Origin of the sequence: Pseudomonas sp. C9-3 (assembly GCF_032392015.1) — a bacterium.
Classification (GTDB): domain Bacteria; phylum Pseudomonadota; class Gammaproteobacteria; order Pseudomonadales; family Pseudomonadaceae; genus Pseudomonas; species Pseudomonas nitroreducens.
This window is the reverse complement of sequence record NZ_CP135919.1, coordinates 6,324,013-6,349,128: the sequence shown is the minus strand read 5'-3', so window position 1 is coordinate 6,349,128 and position 25,116 is coordinate 6,324,013. Positions and strand designations below refer to the sequence as shown.

General features: G+C 65.6%; 27 protein-coding genes and 1 pseudogene. 13 read left to right on the top strand and 15 right to left on the bottom strand.

Annotated elements, in window-relative coordinates; genetic code table 11:
* Window positions 1-308: 308 nt before the first annotated feature.
* The 5 genes from RS899_RS29160 to pilT form a co-directional block, all read right to left on the bottom strand.
* Entirely contained in the window at window positions 309-1,478 is a 1,170-nt protein-coding gene (locus RS899_RS29160) for a PLP-dependent aspartate aminotransferase family protein (protein WP_315808668.1), read from the bottom strand.
* On the bottom strand, window positions 1,475-2,848 hold the full coding sequence (locus RS899_RS29155) for a cystathionine beta-synthase (protein ID WP_315808667.1): 1,374 nt from the start codon (window positions 2,846-2,848) through the stop codon (window positions 1,475-1,477). Before RS899_RS29155 ends, RS899_RS29160 begins: the two co-directional genes overlap by 4 nt.
* Before the next feature lie 223 nt (window positions 2,849-3,071).
* Entirely contained in the window at window positions 3,072-3,476 is a 405-nt protein-coding gene (locus RS899_RS29150; RefSeq protein WP_054907821.1) for an NINE protein, read from the bottom strand.
* Window positions 3,477-3,545: 69 nt separating this feature from the next.
* Complete coding sequence (pilU, locus tag RS899_RS29145; protein ID WP_024766757.1) at window positions 3,546-4,691, bottom strand: type IV pilus ATPase PilU; 1,146 nt, start codon at window positions 4,689-4,691, stop codon at window positions 3,546-3,548.
* A 104-nt stretch (window positions 4,692-4,795) separates the two neighbouring features.
* Window positions 4,796-5,830 carry a type IV pilus twitching motility protein PilT gene (gene pilT / locus RS899_RS29140; RefSeq protein WP_024766758.1) on the bottom strand — a complete coding sequence of 345 codons (1,035 nt, stop codon included), beginning with the start codon at window positions 5,828-5,830 and terminating at the stop codon, window positions 4,796-4,798.
* Between the two features lie 73 nt (window positions 5,831-5,903).
* Here pilT and RS899_RS29135 point away from each other — a divergent pair, with 73 nt between their 5' ends.
* The 12 genes from RS899_RS29135 to RS899_RS29080 all read left to right on the top strand — a co-directional run bounded on the left by RS899_RS29135 (window position 5,904) and on the right by RS899_RS29080 (window position 15,280).
* Window positions 5,904-6,593 carry a YggS family pyridoxal phosphate-dependent enzyme gene (locus RS899_RS29135; protein WP_315808666.1) on the top strand — a complete coding sequence of 230 codons (690 nt, stop codon included), beginning with the start codon at window positions 5,904-5,906 and terminating at the stop codon, window positions 6,591-6,593.
* 17 nt (window positions 6,594-6,610) lie between these two features.
* Complete coding sequence (gene proC, locus RS899_RS29130; protein WP_315808665.1) at window positions 6,611-7,441, top strand: pyrroline-5-carboxylate reductase; 831 nt, start codon at window positions 6,611-6,613, stop codon at window positions 7,439-7,441.
* A 13-nt stretch (window positions 7,442-7,454) separates the two neighbouring features.
* On the top strand, window positions 7,455-8,048 hold the full coding sequence (locus RS899_RS29125; protein ID WP_169934999.1) for a YggT family protein: 594 nt from the start codon (window positions 7,455-7,457) through the stop codon (window positions 8,046-8,048).
* Window positions 8,049-8,098: 50 nt separating this feature from the next.
* Window positions 8,099-8,389, top strand: a complete 291-nt coding sequence (locus RS899_RS29120) for a DUF167 domain-containing protein (RefSeq protein WP_315808664.1) — start codon at window positions 8,099-8,101, stop codon at window positions 8,387-8,389.
* Window positions 8,390-8,507: 118 nt separating this feature from the next.
* Window positions 8,508-10,475 (top strand): dynamin-like GTPase family protein, encoded by a 1,968-nt coding sequence (locus RS899_RS29115; protein WP_315808663.1) that lies wholly within the window; start codon window positions 8,508-8,510, stop codon window positions 10,473-10,475.
* Between the two features lie 98 nt (window positions 10,476-10,573).
* Window positions 10,574-11,713 carry a homoserine O-succinyltransferase MetX gene (gene metX / locus RS899_RS29110; RefSeq protein WP_054907817.1) on the top strand — a complete coding sequence of 380 codons (1,140 nt, stop codon included), beginning with the start codon at window positions 10,574-10,576 and terminating at the stop codon, window positions 11,711-11,713.
* Window positions 11,714-11,723: 10 nt separating this feature from the next.
* Window positions 11,724-12,344, top strand: coding sequence for a methionine biosynthesis protein MetW (gene metW, locus RS899_RS29105; RefSeq protein ID WP_024766763.1), 621 nt, complete (start codon window positions 11,724-11,726; stop codon window positions 12,342-12,344).
* Window positions 12,345-12,378: 34 nt separating this feature from the next.
* Entirely contained in the window at window positions 12,379-12,801 is a 423-nt protein-coding gene (locus tag RS899_RS29100) for a DUF4426 domain-containing protein (RefSeq protein ID WP_054907816.1), read from the top strand.
* Window positions 12,798-13,391, top strand: a complete 594-nt coding sequence (gene rdgB / locus RS899_RS29095; protein WP_315808662.1) for an RdgB/HAM1 family non-canonical purine NTP pyrophosphatase — start codon at window positions 12,798-12,800, stop codon at window positions 13,389-13,391. Before RS899_RS29100 ends, rdgB begins: the two co-directional genes overlap by 4 nt.
* Window positions 13,388-14,575: a radical SAM family heme chaperone HemW gene (hemW, locus tag RS899_RS29090; protein WP_315808661.1), complete on the top strand. Its 1,188-nt coding sequence runs from the start codon at window positions 13,388-13,390 to the stop codon at window positions 14,573-14,575. Before rdgB ends, hemW begins: the two co-directional genes overlap by 4 nt.
* 84 nt (window positions 14,576-14,659) lie before the next feature.
* On the top strand, window positions 14,660-14,983 hold the full coding sequence (locus tag RS899_RS29085; protein ID WP_017520106.1) for a DUF3392 domain-containing protein: 324 nt from the start codon (window positions 14,660-14,662) through the stop codon (window positions 14,981-14,983).
* Window positions 14,984-15,025: 42 nt separating this feature from the next.
* Complete coding sequence (locus RS899_RS29080) at window positions 15,026-15,280, top strand: hypothetical protein (protein ID WP_017520105.1); 255 nt, start codon at window positions 15,026-15,028, stop codon at window positions 15,278-15,280.
* Between the two features lie 144 nt (window positions 15,281-15,424).
* Here the strand turns inward: RS899_RS29080 and RS899_RS29075 are convergent, their stop codons facing one another.
* The 5 genes from RS899_RS29075 to RS899_RS29055 form a co-directional block, all read right to left on the bottom strand.
* Complete coding sequence (locus RS899_RS29075) at window positions 15,425-16,771, bottom strand: DUF1329 domain-containing protein (protein WP_315808660.1); 1,347 nt, start codon at window positions 16,769-16,771, stop codon at window positions 15,425-15,427.
* Window positions 16,772-16,939: 168 nt separating this feature from the next.
* On the bottom strand, window positions 16,940-17,611 hold the full coding sequence (trmB, locus tag RS899_RS29070) for a tRNA (guanosine(46)-N7)-methyltransferase TrmB (RefSeq protein ID WP_315810482.1): 672 nt from the start codon (window positions 17,609-17,611) through the stop codon (window positions 16,940-16,942).
* 134 nt (window positions 17,612-17,745) lie between these two features.
* A complete protein-coding gene (locus RS899_RS29065) occupies window positions 17,746-18,552 on the bottom strand; it encodes a thiazole synthase (protein ID WP_037013526.1) in 807 nt (268 codons plus the stop codon).
* Window positions 18,553-18,612: 60 nt separating this feature from the next.
* Window positions 18,613-18,813 (bottom strand): sulfur carrier protein ThiS, encoded by a 201-nt coding sequence (gene thiS, locus RS899_RS29060; protein WP_024766770.1) that lies wholly within the window; start codon window positions 18,811-18,813, stop codon window positions 18,613-18,615.
* Window positions 18,814-18,913: 100 nt separating this feature from the next.
* A complete protein-coding gene (locus RS899_RS29055; RefSeq protein WP_024766771.1) occupies window positions 18,914-19,282 on the bottom strand; it encodes a DUF423 domain-containing protein in 369 nt (122 codons plus the stop codon).
* A gap of 32 nt (window positions 19,283-19,314) precedes the next feature.
* Between RS899_RS29055 and mtgA the strand changes: the two are divergent.
* Window positions 19,315-20,035, top strand: a pseudogene (gene mtgA / locus RS899_RS29050) (monofunctional biosynthetic peptidoglycan transglycosylase).
* 233 nt (window positions 20,036-20,268) lie between these two features.
* On the opposite strand, the gene RS899_RS29045 reads toward mtgA, so the two are convergent.
* From RS899_RS29045 to ftsY, 5 genes are all read right to left on the bottom strand, one after another.
* Window positions 20,269-20,883: a hypothetical protein gene (locus tag RS899_RS29045; protein WP_054907809.1), complete on the bottom strand. Its 615-nt coding sequence runs from the start codon at window positions 20,881-20,883 to the stop codon at window positions 20,269-20,271.
* Window positions 20,884-20,977: 94 nt separating this feature from the next.
* A complete protein-coding gene (gene rpoH, locus RS899_RS29040; protein ID WP_024766773.1) occupies window positions 20,978-21,832 on the bottom strand; it encodes an RNA polymerase sigma factor RpoH in 855 nt (284 codons plus the stop codon).
* Between the two features lie 110 nt (window positions 21,833-21,942).
* Window positions 21,943-22,953, bottom strand: coding sequence for a permease-like cell division protein FtsX (ftsX, locus tag RS899_RS29035; RefSeq protein WP_054907808.1), 1,011 nt, complete (start codon window positions 22,951-22,953; stop codon window positions 21,943-21,945).
* Window positions 22,953-23,624: a cell division ATP-binding protein FtsE gene (gene ftsE, locus RS899_RS29030; protein ID WP_054907807.1), complete on the bottom strand. Its 672-nt coding sequence runs from the start codon at window positions 23,622-23,624 to the stop codon at window positions 22,953-22,955. The genes ftsX and ftsE overlap by 1 nt, the downstream gene beginning before the upstream one ends.
* The gene (gene ftsY, locus RS899_RS29025) at window positions 23,621-25,051 is read right to left on the bottom strand and encodes a signal recognition particle-docking protein FtsY (protein WP_315808659.1); all 1,431 of its coding nucleotides are present in this window, start codon (window positions 25,049-25,051) and stop codon (window positions 23,621-23,623) included. The genes ftsE and ftsY overlap by 4 nt, the downstream gene beginning before the upstream one ends.
* Window positions 25,052-25,116 lie beyond the last annotated feature (65 nt).

Genomic DNA, 25,116 nt, shown 5'->3' with positions numbered 1-25,116 from the left:
CATGAAAAAGCCCGCCGATTGGCGGGCTTTTCCTTTGGTATGTCAGCAGAACGTAGGATGGGTGGAGCGAAGCGATACCTATCATTCGCGGCACCGGCAGCATGGGTATCGCTGCGCTCCACCCATCCTACGAAGGAGCGGGCGTGCGCGGCTTCGCGCCCTTGTAGGAGCGAGCTTGCTCGCGAACATTCCGGGCACTGAAGCTGGGCGGTTCGCGAGCAAGCTCGCTCCTACGAAAAGCACTCCGGAGCGGAGAATCAGACGTAGGGCGTATAACGCTTCGCGTTATACGCCGATTGCCCGCCGCGTCAGATCATCGCCAGCGCCCTGGCCAGGTCGGCGCGCAGGTCTTCCACGTCTTCCACACCGACCGACAGGCGGATCAGCGAATCACCAATCCCCAGCGCCGCACGGTTCTCCGCCGGGATGCTGGCATGGGTCATGATCGCCGGGTGCTCGATCAGGCTTTCCACACCGCCCAGGCTCTCTGCCAGGGCGAACAACTGGACGTTCTCCAAGAAGCGCCGCGAGCCGGCCAGGTCGGTATCCAGGTCCAGCGAAATCATCCCGCCGAAGCCCTTCATCTGCCGGCGCGCCAGCTCATGCTGCAGGTGCGAGGCCAGTCCGGGGTAATACACACGCTTCACCTGCGGCTGCTGTTCCAGCCACTTCGCCAGGTCGAGGGCATTGGCGCAGTGCCGCTCCATGCGCAGCGCCAGGGTCTTCACGCCGCGCAGGGTGAGAAACGCGTCGAACGGCCCGGCAATCGCGCCGACGGAGTTCTGCAGGAAGCCCACGCGCTCGGCGAGATCGGGGTTGTCGCCGACGATGGCGATGCCACCGATGACGTCGGAGTGGCCATTGAGGTACTTGGTGGTCGAGTGCACGACGATGTCGAAGCCCAGGTCGAGCGGCCGCTGGATCCACGGACTGGCGAAGGTGTTGTCGGCCACGCAGAGGATGCCGCGCTCGCGGCAGGTGCGGGCAATGGCGGCCAGGTCGGTCAGGCGCAGCAGCGGGTTGCTCGGGGTTTCCACCCAGACCATGCGCGTCTTGTCGGTGAGTGCCGCCTCCAGCGCGCCGGGCTGGGACAGGTCGGCGAAGTGGAAATCGTGCCCGGCGCTGCGCCGCCGTACCCGCTCGAACAGGCGGAAGGTACCGCCATACAGGTCATTGCCGGAGACGATGTGCGAGCCGGCGTCGAGCAGCTCCAGCACCGCCGAGATGGCCGCCAGCCCCGAGGCGAAGGCGAACGCCTTGCTGCCGCCTTCCAGGTCCGCCACGCAGCGCTCCAGCGCCCAGCGCGTGGGGTTGTGCGAGCGCCCGTAGTCCAGGCCCTTGTGCACGCCGGGGCTGTCCTGGCGGTAGGTGGAGTTGGCGTAGATCGGCGGCATGATCGCCCCGGTGGAAGGGTCCGGCTCCTGCCCGGCGTGGATCACGCGGGTGGCGAAGCCGAGGCGGTCGTCGTGCTGGCTCATGCGAGGGTCCTCCGTAGATGGTTGAGCAGGTCGAATCGGGTGATCAGGCCGTGGAAGCCCGAGGCGTCGGCGATGATCGCCACCAGCCCGCGCGCCAGCACGGCTTCGAGTTCCTTGAGGCTGGCGCCGGGCGCCAGGGTTTCCGGGGCAGTGCTCATGGCGCTGGCGACGTCGCTGCGGAAATGCGCCGGGTCGTCATGTACGCCCAGCAGGATGTCGGACTCGTCGATGACGCCGACCAGGCGCTGGCCGTCGAGCACGGGGAGCTGTGAAATGTCCGCCAGGCGCATGCGCTGGAAGGCGGTAAGCAGGGTATCGCCGGGGCCGACGGCGACCACCCTGCCCTCCTCGAAGCGCCGCGCGACGATGTCGCGCAGGTCGCCGTAGCGCTTGCGCTGCAGCAGCCCCTGGTCGGTCATCCAATGGTCGTTATAGATCTTCGAGAGGTAGCGCGTGCCGGTGTCACAGACCAGGCTGACCACGCGCTTGGGCTCCTTCTGCTCGCGACAGAAACGCAGTGCAGCGGCCAGCAGCGTGCCGGTGGACGAACCGGCGGCAATACCTTCGTTGCGCAGCAGCTCGCGGGCAGTGCTGAAGCTTTCCTCGTCGCTGATGGAGTAGGCGTGGCGCACGCTGGAGAGGTCGGCGATCGAGGGCACGAAATCCTCGCCTATGCCTTCCACCGCCCAGGAACCGGGCGTGCCGATGGCGCCGGAGCGCGAGTACTCGGCCATGATCGAGCCCACCGGGTCGGCCAGGACCATTTCCAGGTCCGGCTGGACCTTCTGGAAGAACCGGGTCAGGCCGGTCAGGGTGCCGGCGGAGCCGACGCCGACCACCACGGCGTCGAGGTCGTGACCAGTCTGCGCCCAGATTTCCGGGGCGGTGCCGGTTTCGTGCGCCAGCGGGTTGGCGGGGTTGTTGAACTGGTCGGCGAAGAACGCGCTCGGCAGGTCCTTGGCCAGCCGCGCGGCAACGTCCTGGTAGTACTCGGGGTGGCCCTTGCCGACGTCGGAGCGGGTGATGTGCACCTCGGCGCCCATGGCGCGCAGGTGCAGGACCTTCTCGGTGGACATCTTGTCCGGCACCACCAGCACTACCCGATAACCCTTGGCGCGGCCCACCAGCGCCAGGCCCAGGCCGGTGTTGCCGGCGGTGGCTTCGACGATCACACCGCCGGGCTTGAGCCGGCCATCGCGCTCGGCAGCCTCGATCATGGCGACGCCGATGCGGTCCTTGATGGAGCCGCCGGGGTTCTGCGATTCGAGTTTGAGGAACAGGGTGCAGGGTCCGGTATCGAAGCGCGTGACGCGGACCATGGGGGTATTGCCGATCAGGTCGAGTACGGCGGGGCGGGATTCGTTGCTCATGGCAGCCACTCCTTCTGGGCGCCACGGGGATCGCCCGGCGGCGCCTGCTACTGTCCTCCTGACCTTAGGCGGGAGGCACAGCTCGCGCCAGGCGGCGCGACGAAAGAGAGCGGCATTGGCTTTTCGCAGGAGCGAGGGGAACGCCCAGTCCTTGCTCGCGAACATCCCGAGCACCGAGGCTGGGGCGGTTCGCGAGCAAGCTCGCTCCTACATAAAAGAAGGATCAGATGCGCTGCGGCCCGTTGCGCTCGGAAATCTGGCTGTTCAGCGTCCAGAAGTCGTACAGCACGCCGACCAGGAACAGGCCGCCGGTGAACAGGTAGATGATCCCGGTGATCCACTTGCCCATGTACATGCGGTGCACGCCGAACACGCCGAGGAAGGTCAGCAGGATCCAGGCGACGTTGTAGTCGATACCGCCGGCGCGGTAGCGCTGGTCCGCCGCATCATCCATGGAGGGGATGAGGAACAGGTCGATGATCCAGCCGATGAAGAACAGGCCAAGGGTGAAGAACCAGATGGTGCCGGTGATCGGCTTGCCGTAATAGAAGCGGTGCGAGCCGGTGAAGCCGAAGATCCACAGCAGATAGCCGATGACCTTGCTGTGAGTATCAGGGTTGGCGGACATGCCTTTCTCCCGTTGCGTTGCGTGGCAGCCAGAATAAACGAAAAGCCCGCACTAGGCGGGCTCTTCAGGTCAGCGGAAGCGGCGATTGGGATCGTCGTCGCTCATCTCCAGGGTCAGGCCCTGGGTCATGGTGGTCAGGTGGTCGGCGTCGGTTTCCGAACCCAGCTTGATCATCAGGCGCAGGTCGTTCGCCGAGTCGGCGTAGGCCAGCGCATCTTCGTAAGTGATCTCGCCCTGGGTGTAGAGCTGGTACAGCGCCTGGTCGAAGGTCTGCATGCCCTGCTCGGTGGAGCGCTTCATCAGCGGCTTGAGTTCGTGGACCTCGCCCTTGCGGATCAGGTCGGCGGCCAGCGGGGTGTTCAGCAGCACCTCGATCACCGCGCGGCGGCCCTTGCCGTCCGGGGTCGGCACCAGTTGCTGGGCGACGATGGCCTTGAGGTTGAGCGACAGGTCCATCCACACCTGGCCATGACGGTCGGCGGGGAAGAAGTGGATGATCCGCTCCAGCGCCTGGTTGGCGTTGTTGGCGTGCAGGGTCGCCAGGCACAGGTGGCCGGTTTCGGCGAAGGCCACGGCGTGGTCCATGGTCTCGCGCGAGCGCACCTCGCCGATCATGATCACGTCCGGCGCCTGGCGCAGGGTGTTCTTCAGGGCGACTTCGAAGGTATCGGTATCCAGGCCCACTTCGCGCTGGGTGACGATGCAGCCCTGGTGCTGGTGGATGTACTCGATGGGATCTTCGATGGAGATGATGTGGCCGGTGGAGTTCTTGTTGCGATAGCCGATCATCGCCGCCAGCGAGGTGGACTTACCGGTGCCGGTGGCGCCGACGAAGATCACCAGGCCGCGCTTGGTCATCGCCAGCTTCTTGAGGATTTCCGGCAGCTTCAGGTCATCGATGGTCGGGATGTTGGTCTCGATGCGGCGCAGCACCATGCCCACCAGGTTGCGCTGGTAGAAAGCGCTGACGCGGAAACGACCGACGCCGCGGGCGCTGATGGCGAAGTTGCACTCGTGGTTCTCGGCGAAGTCACGACGCTGCTGCTCGTTCATCACCGACAGCACGGTTTCGCGGGTCTGCTCCGGCGACAGCGCGGTCTTGGTCACCGGCAACACCTTGCCGTTGACCTTCATCGACGGTGGTACGCCCGCTGTGATGAACAGGTCGGAGGCACCCTTTTCCACCATCAGGCGCAACAGCTTCTCGAATTCCATGATCTTTCTCGCCAGGTTCACGCTGACTACGACGGGGCTGTCGGATCACGAAGCGGGTGCGTGTGGCGCGCTCCGTGCGCCGGGCCGGGAGCGGCCCGGTGGGATTAGAAGTTTTCCGGGATCTTGGCTTTTTCTTTCGCCGAATCGCGGGTGACCAGGCCCTTGGCGACCAGGCCTTTCAGGCACATGTCGAGGGTCTGCATGCCGAGCGCGCCGCCGGTCTGGATGGCAGAGTACATCTGCGCGACCTTGTCCTCGCGGATCAGGTTACGGATCGCCGGGGTGCCGATCATGATCTCGTGGGCCGCGACACGGCCGCCGCCGATCTTCTTCAGCAGGGTCTGGGAGATCACCGCCTGCAAGGATTCGGAGAGCATGGAGCGGACCATGGACTTCTCTTCGGCAGGGAACACGTCGACGATACGGTCGATGGTCTTGGCCGCGGAGGTGGTGTGCAGGGTGCCGAAGACCAGGTGGCCGGTTTCCGCGGCGGTCAGCGCCAGGCGGATGGTCTCCAGGTCACGCATCTCACCCACCAGGATGATGTCCGGGTCCTCACGCAGGGCCGAGCGCAGTGCCTCGTTGAAGCCCAGGGTGTCGCGGTGCACCTCACGCTGGTTGACCAGGCACTTCTTCGACTCATGGACGAATTCGATCGGGTCTTCGACGGTGAGGATGTGGCTGTACTTGGTGTTGTTCAGGTAGTCGAGCATCGCCGCCAGCGAGGTGGACTTGCCCGAACCGGTCGGGCCGGTGACCAACACCAGGCCGCGCGGCACGTCTGAAACACGTTTGAACACTTCTCCCATTCCCAGGTCCTCCATCGTGAGTACCTTGGAGGGAATGGTCCGGAACACGGCGCCGGCGCCGCGGTTCTGGTTGAAGGCGTTGACCCGGAAGCGCGCCACGCCCGGCACTTCGAAGGAAAAGTCGGTTTCCAGGAACTCTTCGTAATCCTTGCGCTGCTTGTCGTTCATGATGTCGTAGATCAGCGCGTGAACCTGCTTGTGCTCGAGCGGCGGCAGGTTGATGCGGCGAACATCGCCGTCGACGCGGATCATCGGCGGCAGGCCGGCCGAGAGGTGCAGGTCCGAAGCGCCCTGCTTGGCGCTGAAGGCGAGCAGCTCGGTAATATCCATGGGACTCCCCAATCAAGAGCAAGCAGGTAGAATGCCGCAGAACTCGCAGCAGCCGGGCGGAAAAGCGACGGTAATGTCCACGATAGCAGAGAATATTGCAAAGGTTCGCGTACGAATCCGTGAGGCGGAACAAGCGAAAAATCGCACGCCTGGCTCGGTGCAGTTGCTCGCCGTGAGCAAGACCAAACCCGCCGCCGCCATCCGCGAAGCGTATGCCGAAGGCCTGGCCGATTTCGGCGAAAACTACCTGCAGGAAGCGCTGCTCAAGCAGGTCGAGCTGGCCGACCTGCCGCTGACCTGGCACTTCATCGGCCCTATCCAGTCGAACAAGACCCGGCCCATCGCCGAGCACTTCCACTGGGTGCATTCGGTGGACCGCCTGAAGGTCGCCCAGCGCCTTTCCGAACAGCGCCCGGCAAACCTGCCGCCGCTGAACGTGCTGCTGCAGGTGAATGTCAGCGGCGAAGACAGCAAATCCGGCTGTTCCCCCGAAGAACTGCCTGCCCTTGCCCAGGCAATTTCGCAACTGCCCCACTTGAAACTGCGCGGTCTGATGGCCATACCTGAGCCAACCGAAGACGTTGCCGCGCAGCACGCTGCATTTGCCCGCCTGCGCGAACTGATGCAGGCCCTGAACCTCGGCCTGGACACCCTGTCCATGGGCATGAGCCACGACCTCGAAGCCGCCATCGGCGAAGGCGCCACCTGGGTACGGATCGGTACCGCCCTGTTCGGCGCCCGCGACTACGGCGCCTCGCACTGAATAAAGGAAGAGACGTAATGAGCACCCGCATTGCCTTCATCGGCGCCGGCAACATGGCCGCCAGTCTCATCGGCGGCCTGCGCGCCAAGGGCGTCGAAGCCAGCCGCATCCGCGCCAGCGACCCGGGTGCCGAGCAGCGCGCGAAGATCGCTGCCGAACACGGCATCGACGTGGTCGGCGACAACGCCAGCGCCGTGGCCGGCGCCGATGTGGTGGTCCTGGCGGTCAAGCCGCAGGTCATGAAGGACGTCTGCCTGGCGCTGGCGCCGTCGCTGTCCGATAGCGCACTGATCGTCTCCATCGCCGCCGGCATCCCCTGCGCCAGCCTCGAACGCTGGCTGGGCGCCGTGAACGGCCAGCCGCGCGCCATCGTCCGCTGCATGCCCAACACCCCGGCCCTGGTCGGCCTGGGCGCCAGCGGCCTGTACCCCAATTCGAGCGTGAGTGCCGCCCAGCGCGAGCAGGCGCAGCAACTGCTGAGCGCCGTGGGCATCGCCCTGTGGCTGGACGAGGAGCGCCAGATTGACGCGGTCACCGCCGTCTCCGGCAGCGGCCCGGCCTACTTCTTCCTGCTGATGGAAGCCATGACCGCCGCCGGCGAGAAGCTCGGCCTGTCCCGCGAAGTCGCCGCCCAGCTGGCCCGCCAGACCGCCCTGGGCGCCGCGCAGATGGCCACCACCAGCGATGTCGATCCCGCCGAACTGCGCCGCCGCGTGACCTCGCCCAAGGGCACCACCGAAGCGGCCATCACCACTTTCCAGGCCAACGGTTTCGAGGCGCTGGTGGAGAAGGCGGTAGGCGCCGCCGACCACCGCTCCGCCGAGCTGGCCGAACAACTGGGTCAATGACGAGGAGCCCTCAATGACCGGAATTTCCACCGCTGCCATTTACGTCATCCAGACGCTGGGCAGCCTGTACCTGCTGATCGTCCTGCTGCGCTTCATCCTGCAACTGGTCCGCGCCGACTTCTACAACCCGCTCAGCCAGTTCATCGTGCGCGCCACCAAGCCATTGCTGAACCCGCTGCGCCGCGTCATCCCCGGCTTCGGCGGTATCGACTTCGCCTCACTGGTGCTGGCCATCCTGGTCCAGCTGCTGCTGATGGTCATCACCCTGACCCTGATGGGTTATGGCGTCGGCGGCTACGTCCTGCAGCTGCTGGTGTGGTCGATCATCGCGGTGACCTCGCTGTTCCTGAAGATCTTCTTCTTTGCCCTGATCATCAGCGTGATCCTCTCCTGGGTCGCCCCGGGCAGCTACAACCCCGGCGCCCAACTGGTAAACCAGATCTGCGAGCCATTCCTGGCGCCCTTCCGCAAGCTCCTGCCGAACCTCGGCGGCCTGGATATCTCGCCGATCTTCGCCTTCATCGCGCTGAAGCTGATCGACATGCTGGTGATCGGCAACCTGGCCGCGATGACCGGGATGCCGCAGATCCTCAGCCCCTTCATGTAAATGACCAGGGAGCTCGCCCGCGCGGCGAGCTCCGGCAGTCCGCAAGACGAATGAGCTTCTATTTCTGGGACGGCGAGGACCTGATCCTCGACTGCCACCTGCAACCCAAGGCGAGCCGCGACGAGTTCGCCGGGCTGCACGGCGAACGCCTGAAGATCCGCCTGACCGCGCCGCCGGTGGACGGCAAGGCCAATGCTCATCTGCTGGCATTCCTCGGCAAGGCCTTCGGCGTGCCGAAAAGCACGGTGAAGCTGGAAAGCGGCGAACTGAATCGCCAGAAGCGCGTGCGTATTCCCCACCCGACGAAATTTCCGGCAGAACTCGGGATAGCCGCTCGGTAACCTTGGCCGACCTTACGTGTAGGAATGTGCTGTAGGCCAATTGCTATTCCTACACTCCGTCGCATAATCCACGCCATCCATTCCCCGCGCAGGACGCGCCAGCCCAAGGAACGCCCGGATGAGCATGGAACGTCTCAGTCAGCAGATCGATGCCTATGTCACCTGGAAGCGCGAGCTGGTCCGTGAGATCACCCGCTATCGCAGCTGGCTGGAGCGCGCCCGGCTGAATACCCCGGAAATCGAGAACCGTCTCGAACGCACCCTGCGCCTGCTGCGCGTCGACCACATCACCCTGGCCTTCGTCGGCGAGTACTCGCGCGGCAAGACCGAGCTGATCAACAGCCTGTTCTTCGCCGGATTCGGCCGCCGCATGCTGCCATCCCAGGCCGGCCGCACCACCATGTGCCCGACCGAGCTGTTCTTCGACCCGCGCTCGGAACGCCCCTACATCCGCCTGCTGCCCATCGAGACCCGCGTCGCCGATGCCAGCGTGGCGCAGTTCAAGCGCATTCCGCGGCACTGGGTGAACATCCCGCTGGATACCTCGGACCCGGCGAACATGGCCGAGGCCTTCGCCCAGGTCGCCGAGACCAAGCCGCTGCCGGTGGAGCAGGCGATCCAGCTGGGCTTCCACCCGGACATGCTCGAAGCCACGGACAAGCCCGGCATCGTACTGGTGCCGGCGTGGCGCCACGCGCTGGTCAACTTCGACCACCCACTGCTGCGCCAGGGCCTGCGCATCCTCGACACGCCCGGCCTGAATGCCCTGGGCAGCGAGCCGGAACTGACTCTGTCGATGCTGCCCAGCGCGCAATCGATCCTCTTCCTGCTGGCGGCCGATACCGGCGTGACCGCCTCCGACATGGCCATCTGGCGGGACCACGTGCGCCAGCTCGGCGAGGACGGCCACACCAGCCTCTACGCGGTGCTGAACAAGATCGACGTGCTCTGGGACGACCTGGCCGGCGAAGTCTTCGTGCAGAACGCCATCCACCATATCCAGGACACCACCGCGCGCCAGCTGGGCATCGCCCGCGAAGACGTGCTGCCGCTGTCGGCCAAGCAGGCGCTGCTGGCCAAGGTGCGCGGCGACCGCGACCTGCTCGTGCGCAGCCAGATGGAGTCCTTGGAGGAGCTGCTCTGCGAGCGCATCGTCGCGCAGAAGGAGCGCCTGCTGGAGGACGCCGTGGTCGGCCAGGTGCTGGCGCTGGTCAACAACAGCCAGCACAGCCTGCGCGTGCGCCTGGACAAGGTGAAGGAGCAGCAGGCGCTGCTCAACGACCAACAACAGGACAGCGGCCAGTTGCTGTTCGAGCTGACCGCGCGGACCAAGGACGACCACAACCTGCACCACAAGCGCCTGCTCAGCCTGAAGACCAACCAGCGGCTGTTGCGCCACCAGGGCGAACAACTGCGCGACGCGGTGCGCCCGGAACGGCTCGAGCAGCACCTGAAGAAGGTCCACGAGAAGCTGCGCGGCAGTTGGACCACGGTCGGCATCCACCAGGCCATCCTGCAGTTCTTCCGCACCGTGGAAACCGACCTGGTCGGCCTGATGCACGAGTCGGAGACAGCCAACCGCATGGTCGCGGCCATCTACCAGCGGCACAACGAGGAAAACCCGCTCAACGCCCTGGATGCCCCGCAGTTCCGCGTCCAGCGCTACCTGCGTGATCTCGCCAAGCTGCAGGAGAAAGCCGACCGCTTCCGCCTGCACCTCAAGACCCTGCTCACCGAGCAGCGCCTGCTGACCCGACGCTTCTTCGCCACCGTCGCCCAGGAAGTCATCGGCCTGCACCAGCGCCTGCGCGAAGAGGCCGAGCAATGGGCCGCCGACGCCCTGATGCCGCTGATGCAGTACAGCCTCGAGCACAAGCAGATGCTGGAAACCCACATGCTGCGCCTCAAGGCCCTGGCCCAGGAAACCCAGCAGGCACGGCAGCGCTCGCTGCTGCTGGGGCGCTATACCGAGGAGCTGGAGCAGCAACTGGTCGAGGCCACCGACATTCTTCGCCAGCTGCGCCGCCCGGCACCGCTGCAACGCCAGGCCAAGGTCGTCACCCTGCCCACTTCTCAGCGCGCCTGAAGCCCGCGCCACGCCCGCGCCGCGCCTTCCGAGTGCGCTTGCCGCGGGGGGCGGCGCTCTTTAGACTGGCCGTCCTTTTTTATTCATGAGCTGGGTCGATGCCAACAGTCTTCCCCGAAGATTCCGTCGGTCTGGTTTCCCCCCAGACGCTGCAGTTCAACGAACCGCTGCCCCTGGCCTGCGGCAAGACCCTGCCCGAATACCAGCTGGTGATCGAGACCTACGGCGAGCTGAACGCCACGGCGAGCAACGCCGTGCTGATCTGCCACGCGCTCTCCGGCCACCACCACGCCGCCGGCTACCACAGCGAGGATGAGCGCAAGCCGGGCTGGTGGGACAGCTGCATCGGTCCGGGCAAGCCCATCGATACCCGCAAGTTCTTCGTCGTCGCGCTGAACAACCTCGGCGGCTGCAACGGCTCCACCGGCCCGACCAGCCCGAACCCCGCCACCGGCAAGGCCTACGGCGCGGACTTCCCGGTCGTCACCGTGGAAGACTGGGTCAACAGCCAGGCACGCCTGGCCGATCGCCTCGGCATCCAGAGCTGGGCCGCCATTGTCGGCGGCAGCCTGGGCGGCATGCAGGCGCTGCAGTGGACCATCAGCTACCCCGAGCGCGTGCGCCACTGCCTGTGCATCGCCAGTGCGCCGAAGCTGTCGGCGCAGAACATCGCCTTCAACGAAGTCGCGCGCCAGGCGATCCTCTCCGACCCTGAGTTCTTCGGCGGCCACTTCCAGGAACACGACGTGATTCCCAAGCGCGGCCTGCGCCTGGCGCGGATGGTCGGCCATATCACCTACCTCTCCGATGACGCCATGGGCGCCAAGTTCGGCCGCGACATGAAGTCGGAGAAGCTCAACTACGACCTGCACAGCGTCGAGTTCCAGGTGGAAAGCTACCTGCGCTACCAGGGCGAGGAGTTCTCCACCCGTTTCGACGCCAATACCTACCTGCTGATGACCAAGGCGCTGGACTACTTCGACCCGGCCGCCGCCCACGGCGACGACCTGGCGCGCACCCTCGCCGGGGTGAAAGCGGACTTCTGCCTGATGTCCTTCACCACCGACTGGCGCTTCTCCCCCGCCCGTTCGCGGGAGATCGTCGACGCCCTGCTGGCGGCGAAGAAGAACGTCAGCTACCTGGAAATCGACGCCCCGCAAGGCCATGACGCCTTCCTGATGCCGATTCCGCGCTACCTGCAAGCCTTCAGCGGTTACATGCACCGCATCAGCGTATAAAAGGACACCCATGCGCGCCGACCTGGAAATCATCCAAGACTGGATCCCCGCCGGCAGCCGCGTGCTCGACCTGGGCTGCGGCGACGGCGAGCTGCTCGCCTGGCTGCGCGACCACAAGCAGGTGGGCGGCTACGGCCTGGAGATCGACCCCGACAAGATCGCCAAGTGCATCGAACGTGGGGTCAACGTCATCGAACAGGACCTCGACAAGGGCCTGGGCAACTTCGCCAGCAACAGCTTCGACGTGGTCGTGATGACCCAGTCGCTGCAGGCCCTGCGCTACCCGGACAAGGTGCTGGCGGAAATGCTGCGCGTGGGCAGGACCTGCATCATCACCTTCCCCAACTTCGGCCACTGGCGTTGCCGCTGGTACCTCGCGCGCAATGGCCGCATGCCGGTGTCGGACTTCCTTCCGTACACTTGGTACAACACGCCGAACATCCACTTCTGCACCTTCCGCGACTTCGAGGCGCTCTGCCACGAGCAACACGCAAGGGTGCTGGACCGTCTGGCGGTGGACCACGAGCACCAGCATGGCTGGGCCTCGCGAATCTGGCCTAATCTGTTGGGTGAGATCGGCATCTACCGGATCAGCGGCGCTGGCGTGCAAGACCACCGCATCGCCGTCTGATCGCGGCTATCTGATAGAGCCCGGGAGAAACATCATGCGCCGCCTGCTTACCTTCTTCGCCTGCCTGGTCCTCGCCGTCCCCGCCTTCGCCGAACAGGTGAAGCGCCTGGGTGACCTGCAGGTGCACTACAGCGTGTTCAACTCCAGCTTCCTCCAGCCCAACGTCGCGCAAGCCGTGGGCGTGGTGCGCAGCAAGGCCCAGGGCGTGATCAACATCGTGCCGCTGGACGCCAGCGGCAAACCGGCCAACGCCACCGTCGCCGGCTCCGCCAAGAACCTGATGGGCCAGACCATTCCCCTGACCTTCAAGCGCGTGGTCGAGGAAGGCGCTGTATACAACCTGGCGCAGTTCCCCATCGAAGGCCGCGAAACCCTGACCTTCTCCATCCAGGTCCAGTCCGGAAGCGAAGCCCCGCAAAGCTTCGACTTCATGCAGGAAATCTTCCCCGACGAATGATCAAGCTCGAACAACTGGTGCTGGCCAGTCACAACGCCGGCAAGCTCAAGGAACTCCAGGCCATGCTCGGAGCCCACGTGAAGGTGCGCTCCATCGGCGAGTTCAGCGACGTGGAGCCGGAAGAGACCGGCCTGTCCTTCGTCGAGAACGCCATCCTCAAGGCCCGCAATGCCGCACGCATCTCCGGCCTGCCGGCGCTGGCCGACGACTCCGGCCTGGCGGTGGACTTCCTCGGCGGTGCGCCGGGCATCTATTCCGCCCGCTACGCCGACGGCAAGGGTGACGCGGCGAACAACGCCAAGCTGCTCGATGCCATGAAGGACGTGCCGGACGAGGCCCGCGGCGCCCAGTTCGTCAGCGTGCTGGCCCTGGTCCGCCACGCCGACGACCCGCTGCCGATCCTCTGCGAAGGCCTCTGGCACGGCAGCATCCTGCGCGCAGCCCGCGGCGAGCACGGCTTCGGCTACGACCCGCTGTTCTGGGTGCCGGAAGCCAACTGCTCCAGCGCCGAATTGCCGCCCGAGCAGAAGAACCAGCTCAGCCACCGCGCCCGCGCCATGGCCCTGCTGAAGCAACGGCTGGGTCTATGAGCCAGGCAGGACGCCACGGGCTCGACGCCGGGCCGGTGGTTTCCGGCTTCCGCCTGCCACCGCTGTCCGCGTACGTGCACATCCCCTGGTGCGTGCGCAAATGCCCCTATTGCGACTTCAATTCCCACGCTGCCGGGCCGGAGCTGCCGGAAGACGCCTACGTCGAGGCGCTGCTGGCTGACCTGGCCGCCGACCGCGGATACGTCCATGGCCGCAAGCTGACCTCGATCTTCTTCGGCGGCGGCACGCCCAGCCTGTTTTCCGCCAAGGCGCTGGGCCGCATCCTTGAAGGGCTGGAAAGGCAGGTCGGTTTCGAAAGCGATATCGAAATCACCCTGGAAGCCAACCCCGGCACCTTCGAGCAGGCCAAGTTCGCCGATTACCGCCAGCTGGGGATCAATCGGCTGTCCATCGGCATCCAGAGCTTCCAGGCCGAAAAGCTCAAGGCGCTGGGTCGTATCCATGATGGCGACGAAGCCATACGGGCGGCCGAGATGGCCCGCCGCGCCGGCTTCGACAACTTCAACCTGGACCTGATGCACGGCCTGCCCGACCAGAGCGTCGCCGACGCACTGAGCGACCTGCAGCAGGCCATTGCCCTGGCGCCGACGCACCTGTCCTGGTACCAGCTGACCATGGAACCGAACACGGTGTTCTGGAGCCAGCCGCCGGAGCTGCCCGAAGACGACCAGTTGTGGGAAATCCAGGAAGCCGGCCAGGCGCTGCTCGCCCAGGCGGGCTACCTGCAGTACGAAACCTCCGCCTATGCCCGCGACGGCAAGCGCGCGCGGCACAACCTGAACTACTGGACCTTCGGCGATTTCCTCGGCATCGGCGCCGGCGCCCACGCCAAGCTGAGCACCCCGGCAGGGCGCATCCTGCGCACCTGGAAGACCCGCCTGCCGAAGGACTATCTGAATCCGGAGAAGCCCTTCCAGGCCGGCGAACGCGACCTGGAAGCTGGCGACCTGCCCTTCGAGTTCATGATGAACGCCCTGCGCCTGACCGAAGGTGTACCGGCGGCAACCTTCGCCGAGCGCACCGGCCTGCCGCTGGCCGCCATCGAGGAAGCCTGCCGGCAGGCGCGCAAGGACGGCCTATTGCTGGACGATCCGCAACGGCTGGCCCCCACCGAACGCGGCCAACTGTTCCTCAACGACCTGCTGCAGCGCTTCCTGCCCTGAGTCTCTGACGCGGTCAGCGCCGGGCGACGCCATCGTCGCCCGGCGTGTACACTTCCCGGCGACTTTGCACCCCAAGGAGCCCCAATGGACTTCGCGCTCGACCTGATTGCCAACGTCTCCCGCTGGTGCCGCGGCCACCTGTCCGACATCGCCCTGGCGATCATGGCTACCGTGCTGGTGCTGTTCGGCCCGGCGATCAATGCCTGGGTACAGCAGCGCATCGGCAGCCTGAACTTCGTCTTCCGCACCCTGCTGTTCGTACTGATCTGCGCTGTGGGCTACGGCTTGGCGATGGTCTTCGTCACTCCGTGGCTGGCCAAGGGCCTGGGTTATTTCAACAACTACACCCTGGCGCCCGTGCTGCTGCTAGTGTTCTTCGTGATTGGCATGATCGCCGACCGCAGCTGACCTGCGGGCCTCCGGCGGTTGGCCACCACTGCCGGAGGACACATGAAGCCGATCAAGCATCTCTACCTGCACTTCTCCGATGGCCAGCGCCTGGCGCTGCGCTTCCCGCAACAGAGCGACGACCCCGCCGAAGTGGCCCGCGGCATCCGCAAGCAGATGGAATCGCCGGTCATCAGCATCGAAGTGGACGGCGACCTGCTGATCATCCCGCGCACCAGCATCAAGTACCTGCAGATCAGCCCGGCGCCCATGCGCATGCCGGAGACCACGGTGCTGGGCGCCGAGTTGATCGAGTAACGCAGCAGCTTTTTGTAGGAGCGAGCTTGCTCGCGAACCACCCCAACGTCGTGTTGTGGGAGAGCACCTTCGCGAGCAAGCTCGCTCCTACAGGTCCATTTGCGCAGATAGACAAAGGCCGCCTCGCGGCGGCCTCAGCTGGACTCAGTTACCCTCGCGGCGCAAGGCCTGCGGGGTGAAGTCGCGCGGCCCCAGCGGGACCTTGAAGTCGTACATCGGCTCGTTGTTGTCCAGGCCGTCGACGAAATAGCGCTTGCCTTCGAAGTCGTACAGCGCCTCCAGGGTGCTGAGCACCATGGGCACGTCGTAGTAGTTGATCGGGTGCACTTCCTGGGCGCGGATCAGCTTGCCGTCGGCGTTGTAGATGTCCGAGGCGAGGATCTGCCAGCTGTCCTCATCCAGGTAGAACCGGCGCTTGGCGAACGGATGGCCCATCCCCTTGCGCAGGGTCGCCTCGACCACCCAGACGCGGTGCGGCTCGTAGCGCAGCAGCTCGGGGTTGAGGGTCTTGGTCTTGAGAATATCGGCGTAGGGAATACCCTTCTGGTGCACGGCATAGCTGTTGTATGGCACCAGCATCTCGCGCTTGCCCAGCAGTTGCCACTCGTAGTGATCCGGCGCGCCGTTGTAGACGTCCACGGTATCGGCGGTGGCCAGGCCGTTGGTGTCCGGCTGCAGGGTGTCGTAGGCCAGGCTCGGCAGGCGGCGCACGCGGCGCTCGCCGCTGTTGAAGCGCCAGGCCTTGCGGATCGACAGCACCTGGTCGATGGTCTCCTGCACCACCAGCGCGGAACCCGCCAGCTTGGCCGGGGCGACGATGTTGTACTTGTAGTAGAACAGCGTGTTGTTCAGGTCCTGCGGGGTCATGCCCTCGCGGCCGTAGTTGAAGTACACGTAGCGGTCGAGCTTGAGCAGGTTGTAGCTGCCGCTGGCGAGCACGGCGGCCTGGTTGGTCACCATGTGAATCTGCTCGCCGCGGTAGCGCATGATGTGGTTCCAGATCGCTTCCAGGCCGGACTTCGGCATCGGGAACGGCACGCCGGCGGCAGCGCCCTGGACGCCGTTGCCGTCGGCGATCAGCTCGGCGTTCTCAGCGTTGAAGCGGGTGGCGTCATAGATGCGCTGGGGCAAGGAAGCGCTGCGGCGGCTGGGGAAGACCCGCAGGTAGTAGTCCGGGTTCTCCTGCAGCAGCGCCTGGGTGCCGGGCGTGAGCAGCGCCTGGTACTGCGCCAGGTTCTTGCTGTCGATCTTGTACTGCACGGCGTCGCCAGCGTACGGATCGAGGTGATGGCTGCCGGGCTGGTAGCCCGCCGGCGCGGTGGTGATGCCGCCGGTCCAGGCGGGGATGGTGCCACTGGCATTGCCGGCCATTTCCGCCCCCATCGGCGTCAGATCGCGGCCCAGTCGAGCGGCCTCGGTGGCATCGACTTTCGCCTGCGCCGGCAGGGCCCACGCCCCTGCCATCAGCAGTACAGCAAGTTTCTTCAACACAGCAGACTCCTTTGCGACGGACTCCTGTCCGTCACTCTTATTTTCGTCCGCGGCGGATGCCGCTTTTTATTCAGGAGGTGAGGATGGCCCTGGGGCCTGCCGGGTGGTCCCGGTCTGTAGGGTGTTCTTTGCGTGAAAAAGGCCCGCTGGGCAGGCCTTTTCGGTAGATCAGTCGACGCGCTCGAACTTCAGGTCCCAGACGCCATGGCCGAGTCGCTCCCCGCGACGTTCGAACTTGGTGACCGGGCGCTCTTCCGGGCGCGGCACGTAGGTATTATCGGCCGAAAGGTTGCGATAGCCGGGTGCGGCATTCATCACTTCCAGCATGTGCTCGGCGTATGGTTCCCAGTCGGTGGCCATGTGCAGCACGCCGCCAACCTTCAGCTTCTGCCGCACCAGCTCAGCCCAGGCCGGCTGCACGATGCGGCGCTTGTGGTGGCGCGACTTGTGCCACGGGTCCGGGAAGAACAGCAGCAGGCGATCGAGGCTGGCATCGGCGACGCAGTCGCGCAGCACTTCGATGGCGTCGCAGCTGTAGACGCGGATGTTGGTCAGGTCCTGGGTCAGCATGCCGTTGAGCAGCGCGCCAACACCCGGCCGATGCACTTCCACGCCGATGAAATCCTGCTCCGGCGCGGCCGCAGCCATCTCGAGGGTGGCGTGGCCCATGCCGAAGCCGATCTCGAAGGTACGCGGCGCCTGGCGCCCGAACACTTCATCGAAGTCCCGCGCACCATCGGCCAGCTCCAGGCCGAACTTCGGCCAGCCCTGATCGAGGCCACGCTGCTGGCCCTCGGTCATGCGGCCGGCACGCATCACGAAGCTCTTGATGGCGCGCATCGGACGGTTGTCGGCGTCGGGCTGGTTCTCGGGCTGATTTTCGGGAATGTCACTCATGACTCGGACCTTGCGGGTAAATGCACACGCGGGCCGGTTGCTTCTGGCAAACCGGCCCGCGCGTCGAAGTGGAAACGTTAGTTGATCAGGCCCGTCATCGGCGACGACGCGCTCGCGTAGAGCTTGCGCGGCATGCGGCCGGCCAGGTAGGCCAGGCGGCCGGCGACGATGGCGTGCTTCATGGCCTCGGCCATCATTACCGGGTTCTGCGCGTGGGCGATGGCGGTGTTCATCAGCACGGCCTCGCAGCCCAGCTCCATGGCGATGGTTGCATCCGACGCAGTGCCCACGCCGGCGTCGACCAGCACCGGAACGGTGGCTTCTTCGAGGATGATGCGCAGGTTGTACGGGTTGCAGATGCCCAGGCCCGAGCCGATCAGGCCAGCCAGCGGCATCACCGCGATGCAGCCGATCTCGGCCAGCTGACGGGCAATGATCGGGTCGTCGCTGGTGTACACCATGACGTCGAAGCCGTCCTTGACCAGCACTTCTGCGGCCTTGAGGGTTTCAACGACGTTGGGGAAAAGGGTCTTCTGGTCAGCCAGGACTTCCAGCTTGACCAGGTTGTGGCCGTCCAGCAGCTCACGGGCCAGGCGGCAGGTGCGCACGGCCTCGACGGCGTCATAGCAGCCGGCGGTGTTCGGCAGGATGGTGTAGCGATCCGGCGGGATCACGTCCAGCAGGTTGGGCTCGCCCGGGTTCTGGCCGATGTTGGTACGGCGCACCGCTACGGTGACGATCTCGGCGCCCGAGGCCTCGATGGCCACGCGGGTCTCTTCGAGGTCCTTGTACTTGCCGGTGCCAACCAGCAGGCGCGAATTGTAGGTGCGGCCAGCCAGGGTGAAGGGCTTGTCGACCGGCAGGTTGGAGGAAGCTTGGCTCATCGGATCACTCCTCAGGAAATGTGAAAGCTTTGCGGGGCCTGAAAGATGTAGCGACGGGCTCTAGCCGCCGCCGATGGCATGCACCACTTCCACCTGGTCGCCTTCGCTCAGGGCGGTGGCGGCGTGCTGGCTGCGCGGCACGATGTCCTGGTTGAGCTCGACCGCGACACGCTTGCCGGTGAGGTCGAGACGCTCGAGCAGGTTGGCGACGGTCTGGCCGGCGGGCAGCTCGAAGGGTTCGCCATTCAACTGAATACGCATGGGCGGGACGGTCGTTGCTGGAGGGGGTCGCATTCTAGCCCGATCGCGGCGGATGACCAAGGTATCCGGGCGTCGCACTCGGGCTTTTCTGACATCCGGGTCAACCCAGCTGGAAAGCCGCCACCAGCAGCAGCGCCCAGCCGATGAGGAAGAACAGCCCGCCGATCGGCGTAATGATGCCCACGCTCAGGCCCGCCAGGGTCAACAGGTAGAGGCTCCCGGAGAACAGCAGGATACCGACGGTGAACGCCCAGCCGGCGAGGCTGATGAGGGTGCCGCCGATGTGCGCGGTGAGCAGCGCCACACCGAACAGCGCCAGGGCGTGCAGCATCTGGTAGTGCACGCCGGTCTGGAACACCGCCAGGTACTCGGGCGTGAGCTTGTTCTTCAGGCCATGGGCGGCGAAGGCGCCAAGGGCGACCCCGGTGAAACCGAAGAACGCGGCGAGCATCAGGAAAGTGCGCAGCATGGGACAGCTCCAGACAGGTGAGTATCGCTATAATGGCCCGCTCATCCGCCCAGGCAAAGCCTCCGCATGCGCAACGCCCTCCGCCGCCTGTCAAAGATCGCGCTCTGGTTCGTCGCCATCAGCGTGGCGCTGGTCATCGTCCTGCGCTGGGTGCCGCCGCCAGGGACCATGGTGATGGTCGAGCGCAAGGTCGAGTCCTGGTTCAACGGCAAGCCCATCGACCTGCAGCGCAGCTGGCGCTCCTGGGACGAACTGCCCGACAGTCTCAAGCTCGCGGTGATCGCCGGCGAGGACCAGAAGTTCGCCGAGCACCACGGCTTCGACCTGTCGGCGATCCAGAAGGCGCTGGCGCATAACGAGCAGGGCGGCAAGGTCCGCGGCGGCAGCACCATCAGCCAGCAGGTGGCGAAGAACGTCTTCCTCTGGACCGGCCGCAGCTGGGTGCGCAAGGGCTTCGAGGCCTGGTTCACCCTGCTGATCGAGACCTTCTGGTCCAAGCAGCGGATTCTCGAGGTCTACCTCAACAGCGTGGAATGGGATGCCGGCGTGTTCGGCGCCCAGGCCGCCGCCCAGCACCACTTCGGCGTGGACGCCAAGCGCCTGTCGCAACAGCAGGCCAGCCTGCTGGCCGCCGTGCTGCCCAACCCGCGCAAGTGGAGCGCCGGCAAGCCCGGCCCCTACGTGCGCCAGCGCGCGTCGTGGATTCGCCAGCAGATGTGGCAGTTGGGCAGCGAGTATTTGCAGCGGCTGTAGAGGCCTCATTCCGGTGTTGGAGACATCACCGCCCCGCACCCTCTCCCCAGCCCTCTCCCTGAAGGGAGAGGGAGCTACCCTCTGCAATTTCCTGCCCCCGTACTTCTCCCGCAGCATCAGGAAGGCTCAATACTCGAAACCAACGCCGAACGGTCCCCTCTCCCTTCGGAGCGGGGCGCGCAGCCAGGGTTAGGGAGAGGGCTTCTCAGCAGTACAAACCTCGCCTCAACGGCTCAAGGCGCCTCCGACACCTTGAGGGTGTTGCGCGGGACCACGCGGATCCACTGCAGCGTGCCATCGCGATGCAGCAGCGTCATGCCCTTCTCCGGATAGACCCAGGCCTCGCCACCATCCACCTGCAGGCGCAGGCGCGGGTCGCCCAGGCTCACCGCCAGGCGCCCGACTGCCAGGTCCTCCTGGGGCGCCAGCGCCAGTTCGGAGACCGGCTTATTGCCCAGCTGGCTCATCAGCTCGGCGCTCAGCGGCTGGTCCTTGCTGGTCGGCTGCATGCCGGTGGCCTTGGCCAGGCTGGCATGCTCGGCCTCGCTCAACGCCAGCTCCGCCTCGACATGCCAGGGCCCTTCGTCCGTCACCAGGCGGCCACGGTAATGCAGTTGCGGGCCGTCCTGACTGGCAGTCAGCCACAGCTCGCCGGGCTGCTGACCCTGCAGATCGCTCAGGCTCAGGCGATCGTCTGCCAGCGGCTCGAAGACCTTTTCCTTCCAGTCATTGAACCACTGCGGCGGCTTGGGCGGCGCCGACGTGCGGGCGACCCAGGTGCCCAGGCCGAAAGCCAGCAGGGCGATGACCAGGAAAAACATCCCGTGGACGGGACGCAGGCGCGGCATGGGACTCTCCAGACTCTGGACAGAGAATGACCGGACAGAAAAAAACCGCACCAGGGTGCGGTTCTCGATCTCAACGGGAGCGCATCGAAGCCGGTCAGGCTTCGATGCGGCCCTTGAGTTTGTTCATTGCGTTCTTTTCCAACTGACGAATACGCTCGGCGGACACGTTGTACTTGGCCGCCAGGTCGTGCAACGTCGCCTTCTCCTCGGCCAGCCAGCGCTGGTAGAGAATGTCGCGGCTGCGCTCGTCCAGGCCTTCCAGCGCCTCGTGCAGGCTGGCGGTGGAGCTGTCGCTCCAGTCCGCTTCTTCCAGCTGGCGCGCCGGATCGTAGCGATGGTCTTCCAGATAATGCGCCGGGGACTGGTAGGCACTCTCGTCGTCGGCGTCCGCCGCCGGGTCGAAGGCCATGTCCTGTCCGGTGAGACGGCTTTCCATCTCGCGGACTTCGCGGGCCTCGACACCGAGGGTTTCCGCGACGCGGTGCACTTCGTCATTGCTCAGCCAGGCCAGTTTCTTCTTCTGGCTGCGCAGGTTGAAGAACAGCTTGCGCTGCGCCTTGGTGGTCGCGACTTTCACGATCCGCCAGTTGCGCAGGATGAACTCGTGGATTTCCGCCTTGATCCAGTGCACGGCGAACGACACCAGGCGCACACCCATTTCCGGGTTGAAGCGCTTCACGGCCTTCATCAGGCCGACGTTGCCTTCCTGGATCAGATCGGCCTGGGCCAGGCCGTACCCGGAATAACTCCGGGCGATATGCACAACAAAGCGCAGGTGCGCCAGAACCATTTGCCGTGCCGCTTCCAGATCTTGCTGGTAGAAGAGGCGTTCGGCCAGTTCGCGCTCCTGCTCCGGCGTCAGCAGCGGAATGCTGTTCACCGAGTGCACGTAGGCTTCCAGGTTCGCACCGGGAGCCAGGGCATAAACAGGTTGCAGAGAAGTGGTCATGCGAATCCTCCGATTCACGAAACTCGCGCAGTGTAGCACTGCGAAATCTGACTGCAAGCGGGTGTAAAAGTTCCTTTACATCCGCTTAACCCCAGCAAAATCAGGGGGTTTCAGCGCGGCGCCAGCTCGCGCAGGTGGCGCGCCACGGCCAGCCAGGCGCCGATCCAGCCCAGCAGCACCGCGCCCACGGTCAGCGACAGGCCATCGTCGACCGGCACGCCGGCCAGGCCGAAATCACTGCCGTACAGCCCGGCCAGGTTGACCACCGAGCTGTTCAGCCAGTCCAGCCCGAAGGCCAGCAGGGCCCAGGACAGGATGCCCGCGCCCAGGCCATACAGCGCACCCATATAAAGGAAGGGGCGGCGCACATAGCCGTCCGTCCCGCCGACCAGCTTGATGACTTCGATTTCGTTACGGCGATTTTCGATGTGCAGGCGGATGGTGTTGCCGATCACCAGCAACAGCGTCAGCACCAGCAGGATGGTCAGGCCGAAGACGAAGCGGTCACCCAGCTTGAGGATTGCCGACAGCCGCTCGACCCAGACCAGGTCCAGCTGCGCCTGTTGTACACCGGGCAGCTCCGACAACCGTTGACGCAAGGCATCCAGCTGGGCCTTGTCGATCTGCTTGGGCGTCACCGAGATGACCGCCGGCAGCGGGTTGTCCGGCAGCTCCTTGAGCGCCTCGCCGAGCCCGGACTGTTCCTGCAGCTCCTTCAGCGCATCGTCACGGCTGATCAGTTGCGCCTCGATCACGTCGGGCATCTTCTCGATCTGCTCGCGCAGGTCCTGACCCTGGGCCTCGCTGGCCTTCAGGTCGAGGAACAGGGAAATCTGTGCGGCGCGCTGCCAGGAGCCGCCGAGGCGCTCGACGTTGTTCAGCAGCAGCGACAAGCCCATGGGCAGGCTCAGGGTGATGCCCATCACCAGGCAGGTGAAGAAGCTGCCGAAGGGGTGGCTGACCAGGCGATGCAGGCTGTCCATCAGGCTGGCGCGGTGGTTTTCCGCGTAGGCCGAAAGCGAGGCGCTGTTGTCCTGGTGCTCGTTGTCGTCTGGGCGCTCGCGCGTATTGCGCGTCGGGGTGCCTTCTTCGTCGCCGCGGGGCAGGTCATTGGCGCTCATCAGGCGTTCTCCTCACGGTCGGCGATGATGCGGCCGCGCTGCAGGGTGATCATCCGGTGGCGCATGCGCGCGATCAGCGCCAGGTCGTGGCTGGCGATCAGCACAGTGGTGCCCAGGCGGTTGATATCTTCGAACACGGACATGATTTCCGAGGCCAGGCGCGGGTCGAGGTTACCGGTCGGCTCATCCGCGAGCAGCAGCGCCGGGCGGTGCACCACCGCGCGGGCGATGCCGACGCGCTGCTGCTGGCCGGTGGAGAGGTCGGACGGACGGTCCTCGGCCTTCTCCTTCAGATTCACCCGGTCCAGCGCCGATTCGACGCGGTAGGCGATCTCCGCCTTGGGCAGGCCGAGGATCTGCATCGGCAGGGCAACGTTCTCGAACACGCTGCGGTCGTCCAGCAACTGATGGTTCTGGAACACCACGCCGATCTGCCGGCGCAGGAAGGGAATCTGCGCGGTGGAGATGCGCGAGACGTCCTGCCCGCCGAGCAGCAGCTTGCCCGAGGTGGGTCGCTCCATCGCCAGGATCAGGCGCAGCAGGGTGCTCTTGCCGGCGCCGGAGTGGCCGGTGACGAACATGATCTCGCCGCGCGGCACGCGGAACGAAATCTCGTGCAGGCCGACATGGCCGTTGGGGTAGCGCTTGCCAACCTGCTCGAAACGGATCATGCGATTTCCCGGGTCTCGAAGAGTGCACGGACGAAAGCATCAGCTTCGAAGGTTCGAAGATCGTCGATCCCTTCGCCGACGCCAATATAGCGGATCGGCAGCTCGAACTGCTTGGCCAGGGCGAAGATCACCCCGCCTTTGGCGGTGCCGTCCAGTTTGGTCAGGGCCAGGCCGGTCAGCTCAACGGCGTTGTTGAACTGCTTGGCCTGGTTGATGGCGTTCTGCCCGGTGCCGGCATCGAGCACCAGCAGGACTTCGTGGGGAGCCGTCTGGTCCAGCTTGCCAATCACACGGCGCACCTTCTTCAGCTCTTCCATCAGGTTGTCCTTGGTGTGCAGGCGGCCGGCGGTGTCGGCGATCAGCACGTCCACGCCACGGGCCTTGGCGGCCTGCACGGCGTCGAAGATCACCGAGGCGGAATCCGCGCCGGTGTGCTGGGCGATCACCGCGATGTTGTTGCGTTCGCCCCAGACCTGTAGCTGCTCGACGGCGGCGGCGCGGAAGGTGTCGCCGGCGGCCAGCATGACTTTCTTGCCATCCAGTTGCAGCTTCTTCGCCAGCTTGCCGATGGTGGTGGTCTTGCCGACGCCGTTCACGCCGACGACCAGGATCACGTAGGGCTGCTTGTCCGCCGTGATGGTCAGCGGCTTCTCGACCGGGCGCAGCAGGGTGGCCAGTTCTTCCTGCAGGGCCTTGTACAGCGCCTCGCTATCGGCCAGCTCCTTGCGCGCGACGCGCTTGGTCAGGTTCTGCACGATGGCAGTGGTGGCCTCGACGCCGACGTCGGCGGTCAGCAGGCGGGTTTCGATTTCGTCCAGCAGGTCGTCGTCGATGGCCTTCTTGCCCAGGAACAGGCTGGCCATGCCTTCGCCCAGGCTGGCGCTGGTCTTCGACAGGCCCTGTTTGAGGCGGGCAAAGAAGCCAAGCCTGGAAGTTTCGGCAGCGGCAGGCCTGGCTTGCGGCTCGGGTTCGGGCTGCGGGGCCGGTTCGGGCTCCGGCTGGGCAACCACGAGGGGCGCTTCGGCGACCGGCTGCGGTTCGGCGGGAGCGGCGGCGGGCGCAGGCTCGACCAGCTGCGGAGCCGGTTCTGGTTCGACCGGCTGCACGGCCGGTTGCGGCGCCTCGGCAACCACCGGCGACTCGGCTGGCGGCACAGGCTGGACCAGTGGCTCCACCGGAACGCTGGCCGGCACCACGTCGAGCACCGGCTCGGGGGTCGGCTCGACGCTCGGCGCAAGCGGCTCGGCCTGGGCGGCGGGCGCTTGTTCGGCGGCAGGAGCAGGCTCGGCGACAACCGGTTGTTCTACCGGCTGCTCGGTTTCGGCGGCAGGTTGTTCCGCGGCCTGCGGCTTCTTGCGCAGCCAGCCGAACAGACCCTTCTTCTCCCCGGCTGGCGGGGCCTTCTTGTCGTCGTTGGAACCAAACATGTAGGGATCGAATCTCTAGGGGACGCCACGAAAGACAGGCAGCAAAAAGCCTCGAAACAGCTTTG

What these genes read in the sequence shown, in the direction of transcription:
- ftsY (WP_315808659.1), bottom strand. Translation starts at nt 25,051, where the DNA reads ATGTTTGGTTCCAACGACGACAAGAAGGCCCCGCCAGCCGGGGAGAAG.
- ftsX (WP_054907808.1), bottom strand. Translation starts at nt 22,953, where the DNA reads ATGAGCGCCAATGACCTGCCCCGCGGCGACGAAGAAGGCACCCCGACG.
- hemW (WP_315808661.1), top strand. Translation starts at nt 13,388, where the DNA reads ATGAGCCAGGCAGGACGCCACGGGCTCGACGCCGGGCCGGTGGTTTCC.
- thiS (WP_024766770.1), bottom strand. Translation starts at nt 18,813, where the DNA reads ATGCGTATTCAGTTGAATGGCGAACCCTTCGAGCTGCCCGCCGGCCAG.
- RS899_RS29150 (WP_054907821.1), bottom strand. Translation starts at nt 3,476, where the DNA reads ATGTCCGCCAACCCTGATACTCACAGCAAGGTCATCGGCTATCTGCTG.
- trmB (WP_315810482.1), bottom strand. Translation starts at nt 17,611, where the DNA reads ATGCGCGCCATCAAGAGCTTCGTGATGCGTGCCGGCCGCATGACCGAG.
- rdgB (WP_315808662.1), top strand. Translation starts at nt 12,798, where the DNA reads ATGATCAAGCTCGAACAACTGGTGCTGGCCAGTCACAACGCCGGCAAG.
- pilU (WP_024766757.1), bottom strand. Translation starts at nt 4,691, where the DNA reads ATGGAATTCGAGAAGCTGTTGCGCCTGATGGTGGAAAAGGGTGCCTCC.
- pilT (WP_024766758.1), bottom strand. Translation starts at nt 5,830, where the DNA reads ATGGATATTACCGAGCTGCTCGCCTTCAGCGCCAAGCAGGGCGCTTCG.
- RS899_RS29045 (WP_054907809.1), bottom strand. Translation starts at nt 20,883, where the DNA reads ATGCCGCGCCTGCGTCCCGTCCACGGGATGTTTTTCCTGGTCATCGCC.
- RS899_RS29115 (WP_315808663.1), top strand. Translation starts at nt 8,508, where the DNA reads ATGAGCATGGAACGTCTCAGTCAGCAGATCGATGCCTATGTCACCTGG.
- metX (WP_054907817.1), top strand. Translation starts at nt 10,574, where the DNA reads ATGCCAACAGTCTTCCCCGAAGATTCCGTCGGTCTGGTTTCCCCCCAG.
- metW (WP_024766763.1), top strand. Translation starts at nt 11,724, where the DNA reads ATGCGCGCCGACCTGGAAATCATCCAAGACTGGATCCCCGCCGGCAGC.
- proC (WP_315808665.1), top strand. Translation starts at nt 6,611, where the DNA reads ATGAGCACCCGCATTGCCTTCATCGGCGCCGGCAACATGGCCGCCAGT.
- RS899_RS29080 (WP_017520105.1), top strand. Translation starts at nt 15,026, where the DNA reads ATGAAGCCGATCAAGCATCTCTACCTGCACTTCTCCGATGGCCAGCGC.
- ftsE (WP_054907807.1), bottom strand. Translation starts at nt 23,624, where the DNA reads ATGATCCGTTTCGAGCAGGTTGGCAAGCGCTACCCCAACGGCCATGTC.
- RS899_RS29100 (WP_054907816.1), top strand. Translation starts at nt 12,379, where the DNA reads ATGCGCCGCCTGCTTACCTTCTTCGCCTGCCTGGTCCTCGCCGTCCCC.
- RS899_RS29120 (WP_315808664.1), top strand. Translation starts at nt 8,099, where the DNA reads ATGAGCTTCTATTTCTGGGACGGCGAGGACCTGATCCTCGACTGCCAC.
- RS899_RS29055 (WP_024766771.1), bottom strand. Translation starts at nt 19,282, where the DNA reads ATGCTGCGCACTTTCCTGATGCTCGCCGCGTTCTTCGGTTTCACCGGG.
- RS899_RS29160 (WP_315808668.1), bottom strand. Translation starts at nt 1,478, where the DNA reads ATGAGCCAGCACGACGACCGCCTCGGCTTCGCCACCCGCGTGATCCAC.
- RS899_RS29125 (WP_169934999.1), top strand. Translation starts at nt 7,455, where the DNA reads ATGACCGGAATTTCCACCGCTGCCATTTACGTCATCCAGACGCTGGGC.
- RS899_RS29155 (WP_315808667.1), bottom strand. Translation starts at nt 2,848, where the DNA reads ATGAGCAACGAATCCCGCCCCGCCGTACTCGACCTGATCGGCAATACC.
- RS899_RS29135 (WP_315808666.1), top strand. Translation starts at nt 5,904, where the DNA reads ATGTCCACGATAGCAGAGAATATTGCAAAGGTTCGCGTACGAATCCGT.
- rpoH (WP_024766773.1), bottom strand. Translation starts at nt 21,832, where the DNA reads ATGACCACTTCTCTGCAACCTGTTTATGCCCTGGCTCCCGGTGCGAAC.
- RS899_RS29085 (WP_017520106.1), top strand. Translation starts at nt 14,660, where the DNA reads ATGGACTTCGCGCTCGACCTGATTGCCAACGTCTCCCGCTGGTGCCGC.
- RS899_RS29065 (WP_037013526.1), bottom strand. Translation starts at nt 18,552, where the DNA reads ATGAGCCAAGCTTCCTCCAACCTGCCGGTCGACAAGCCCTTCACCCTG.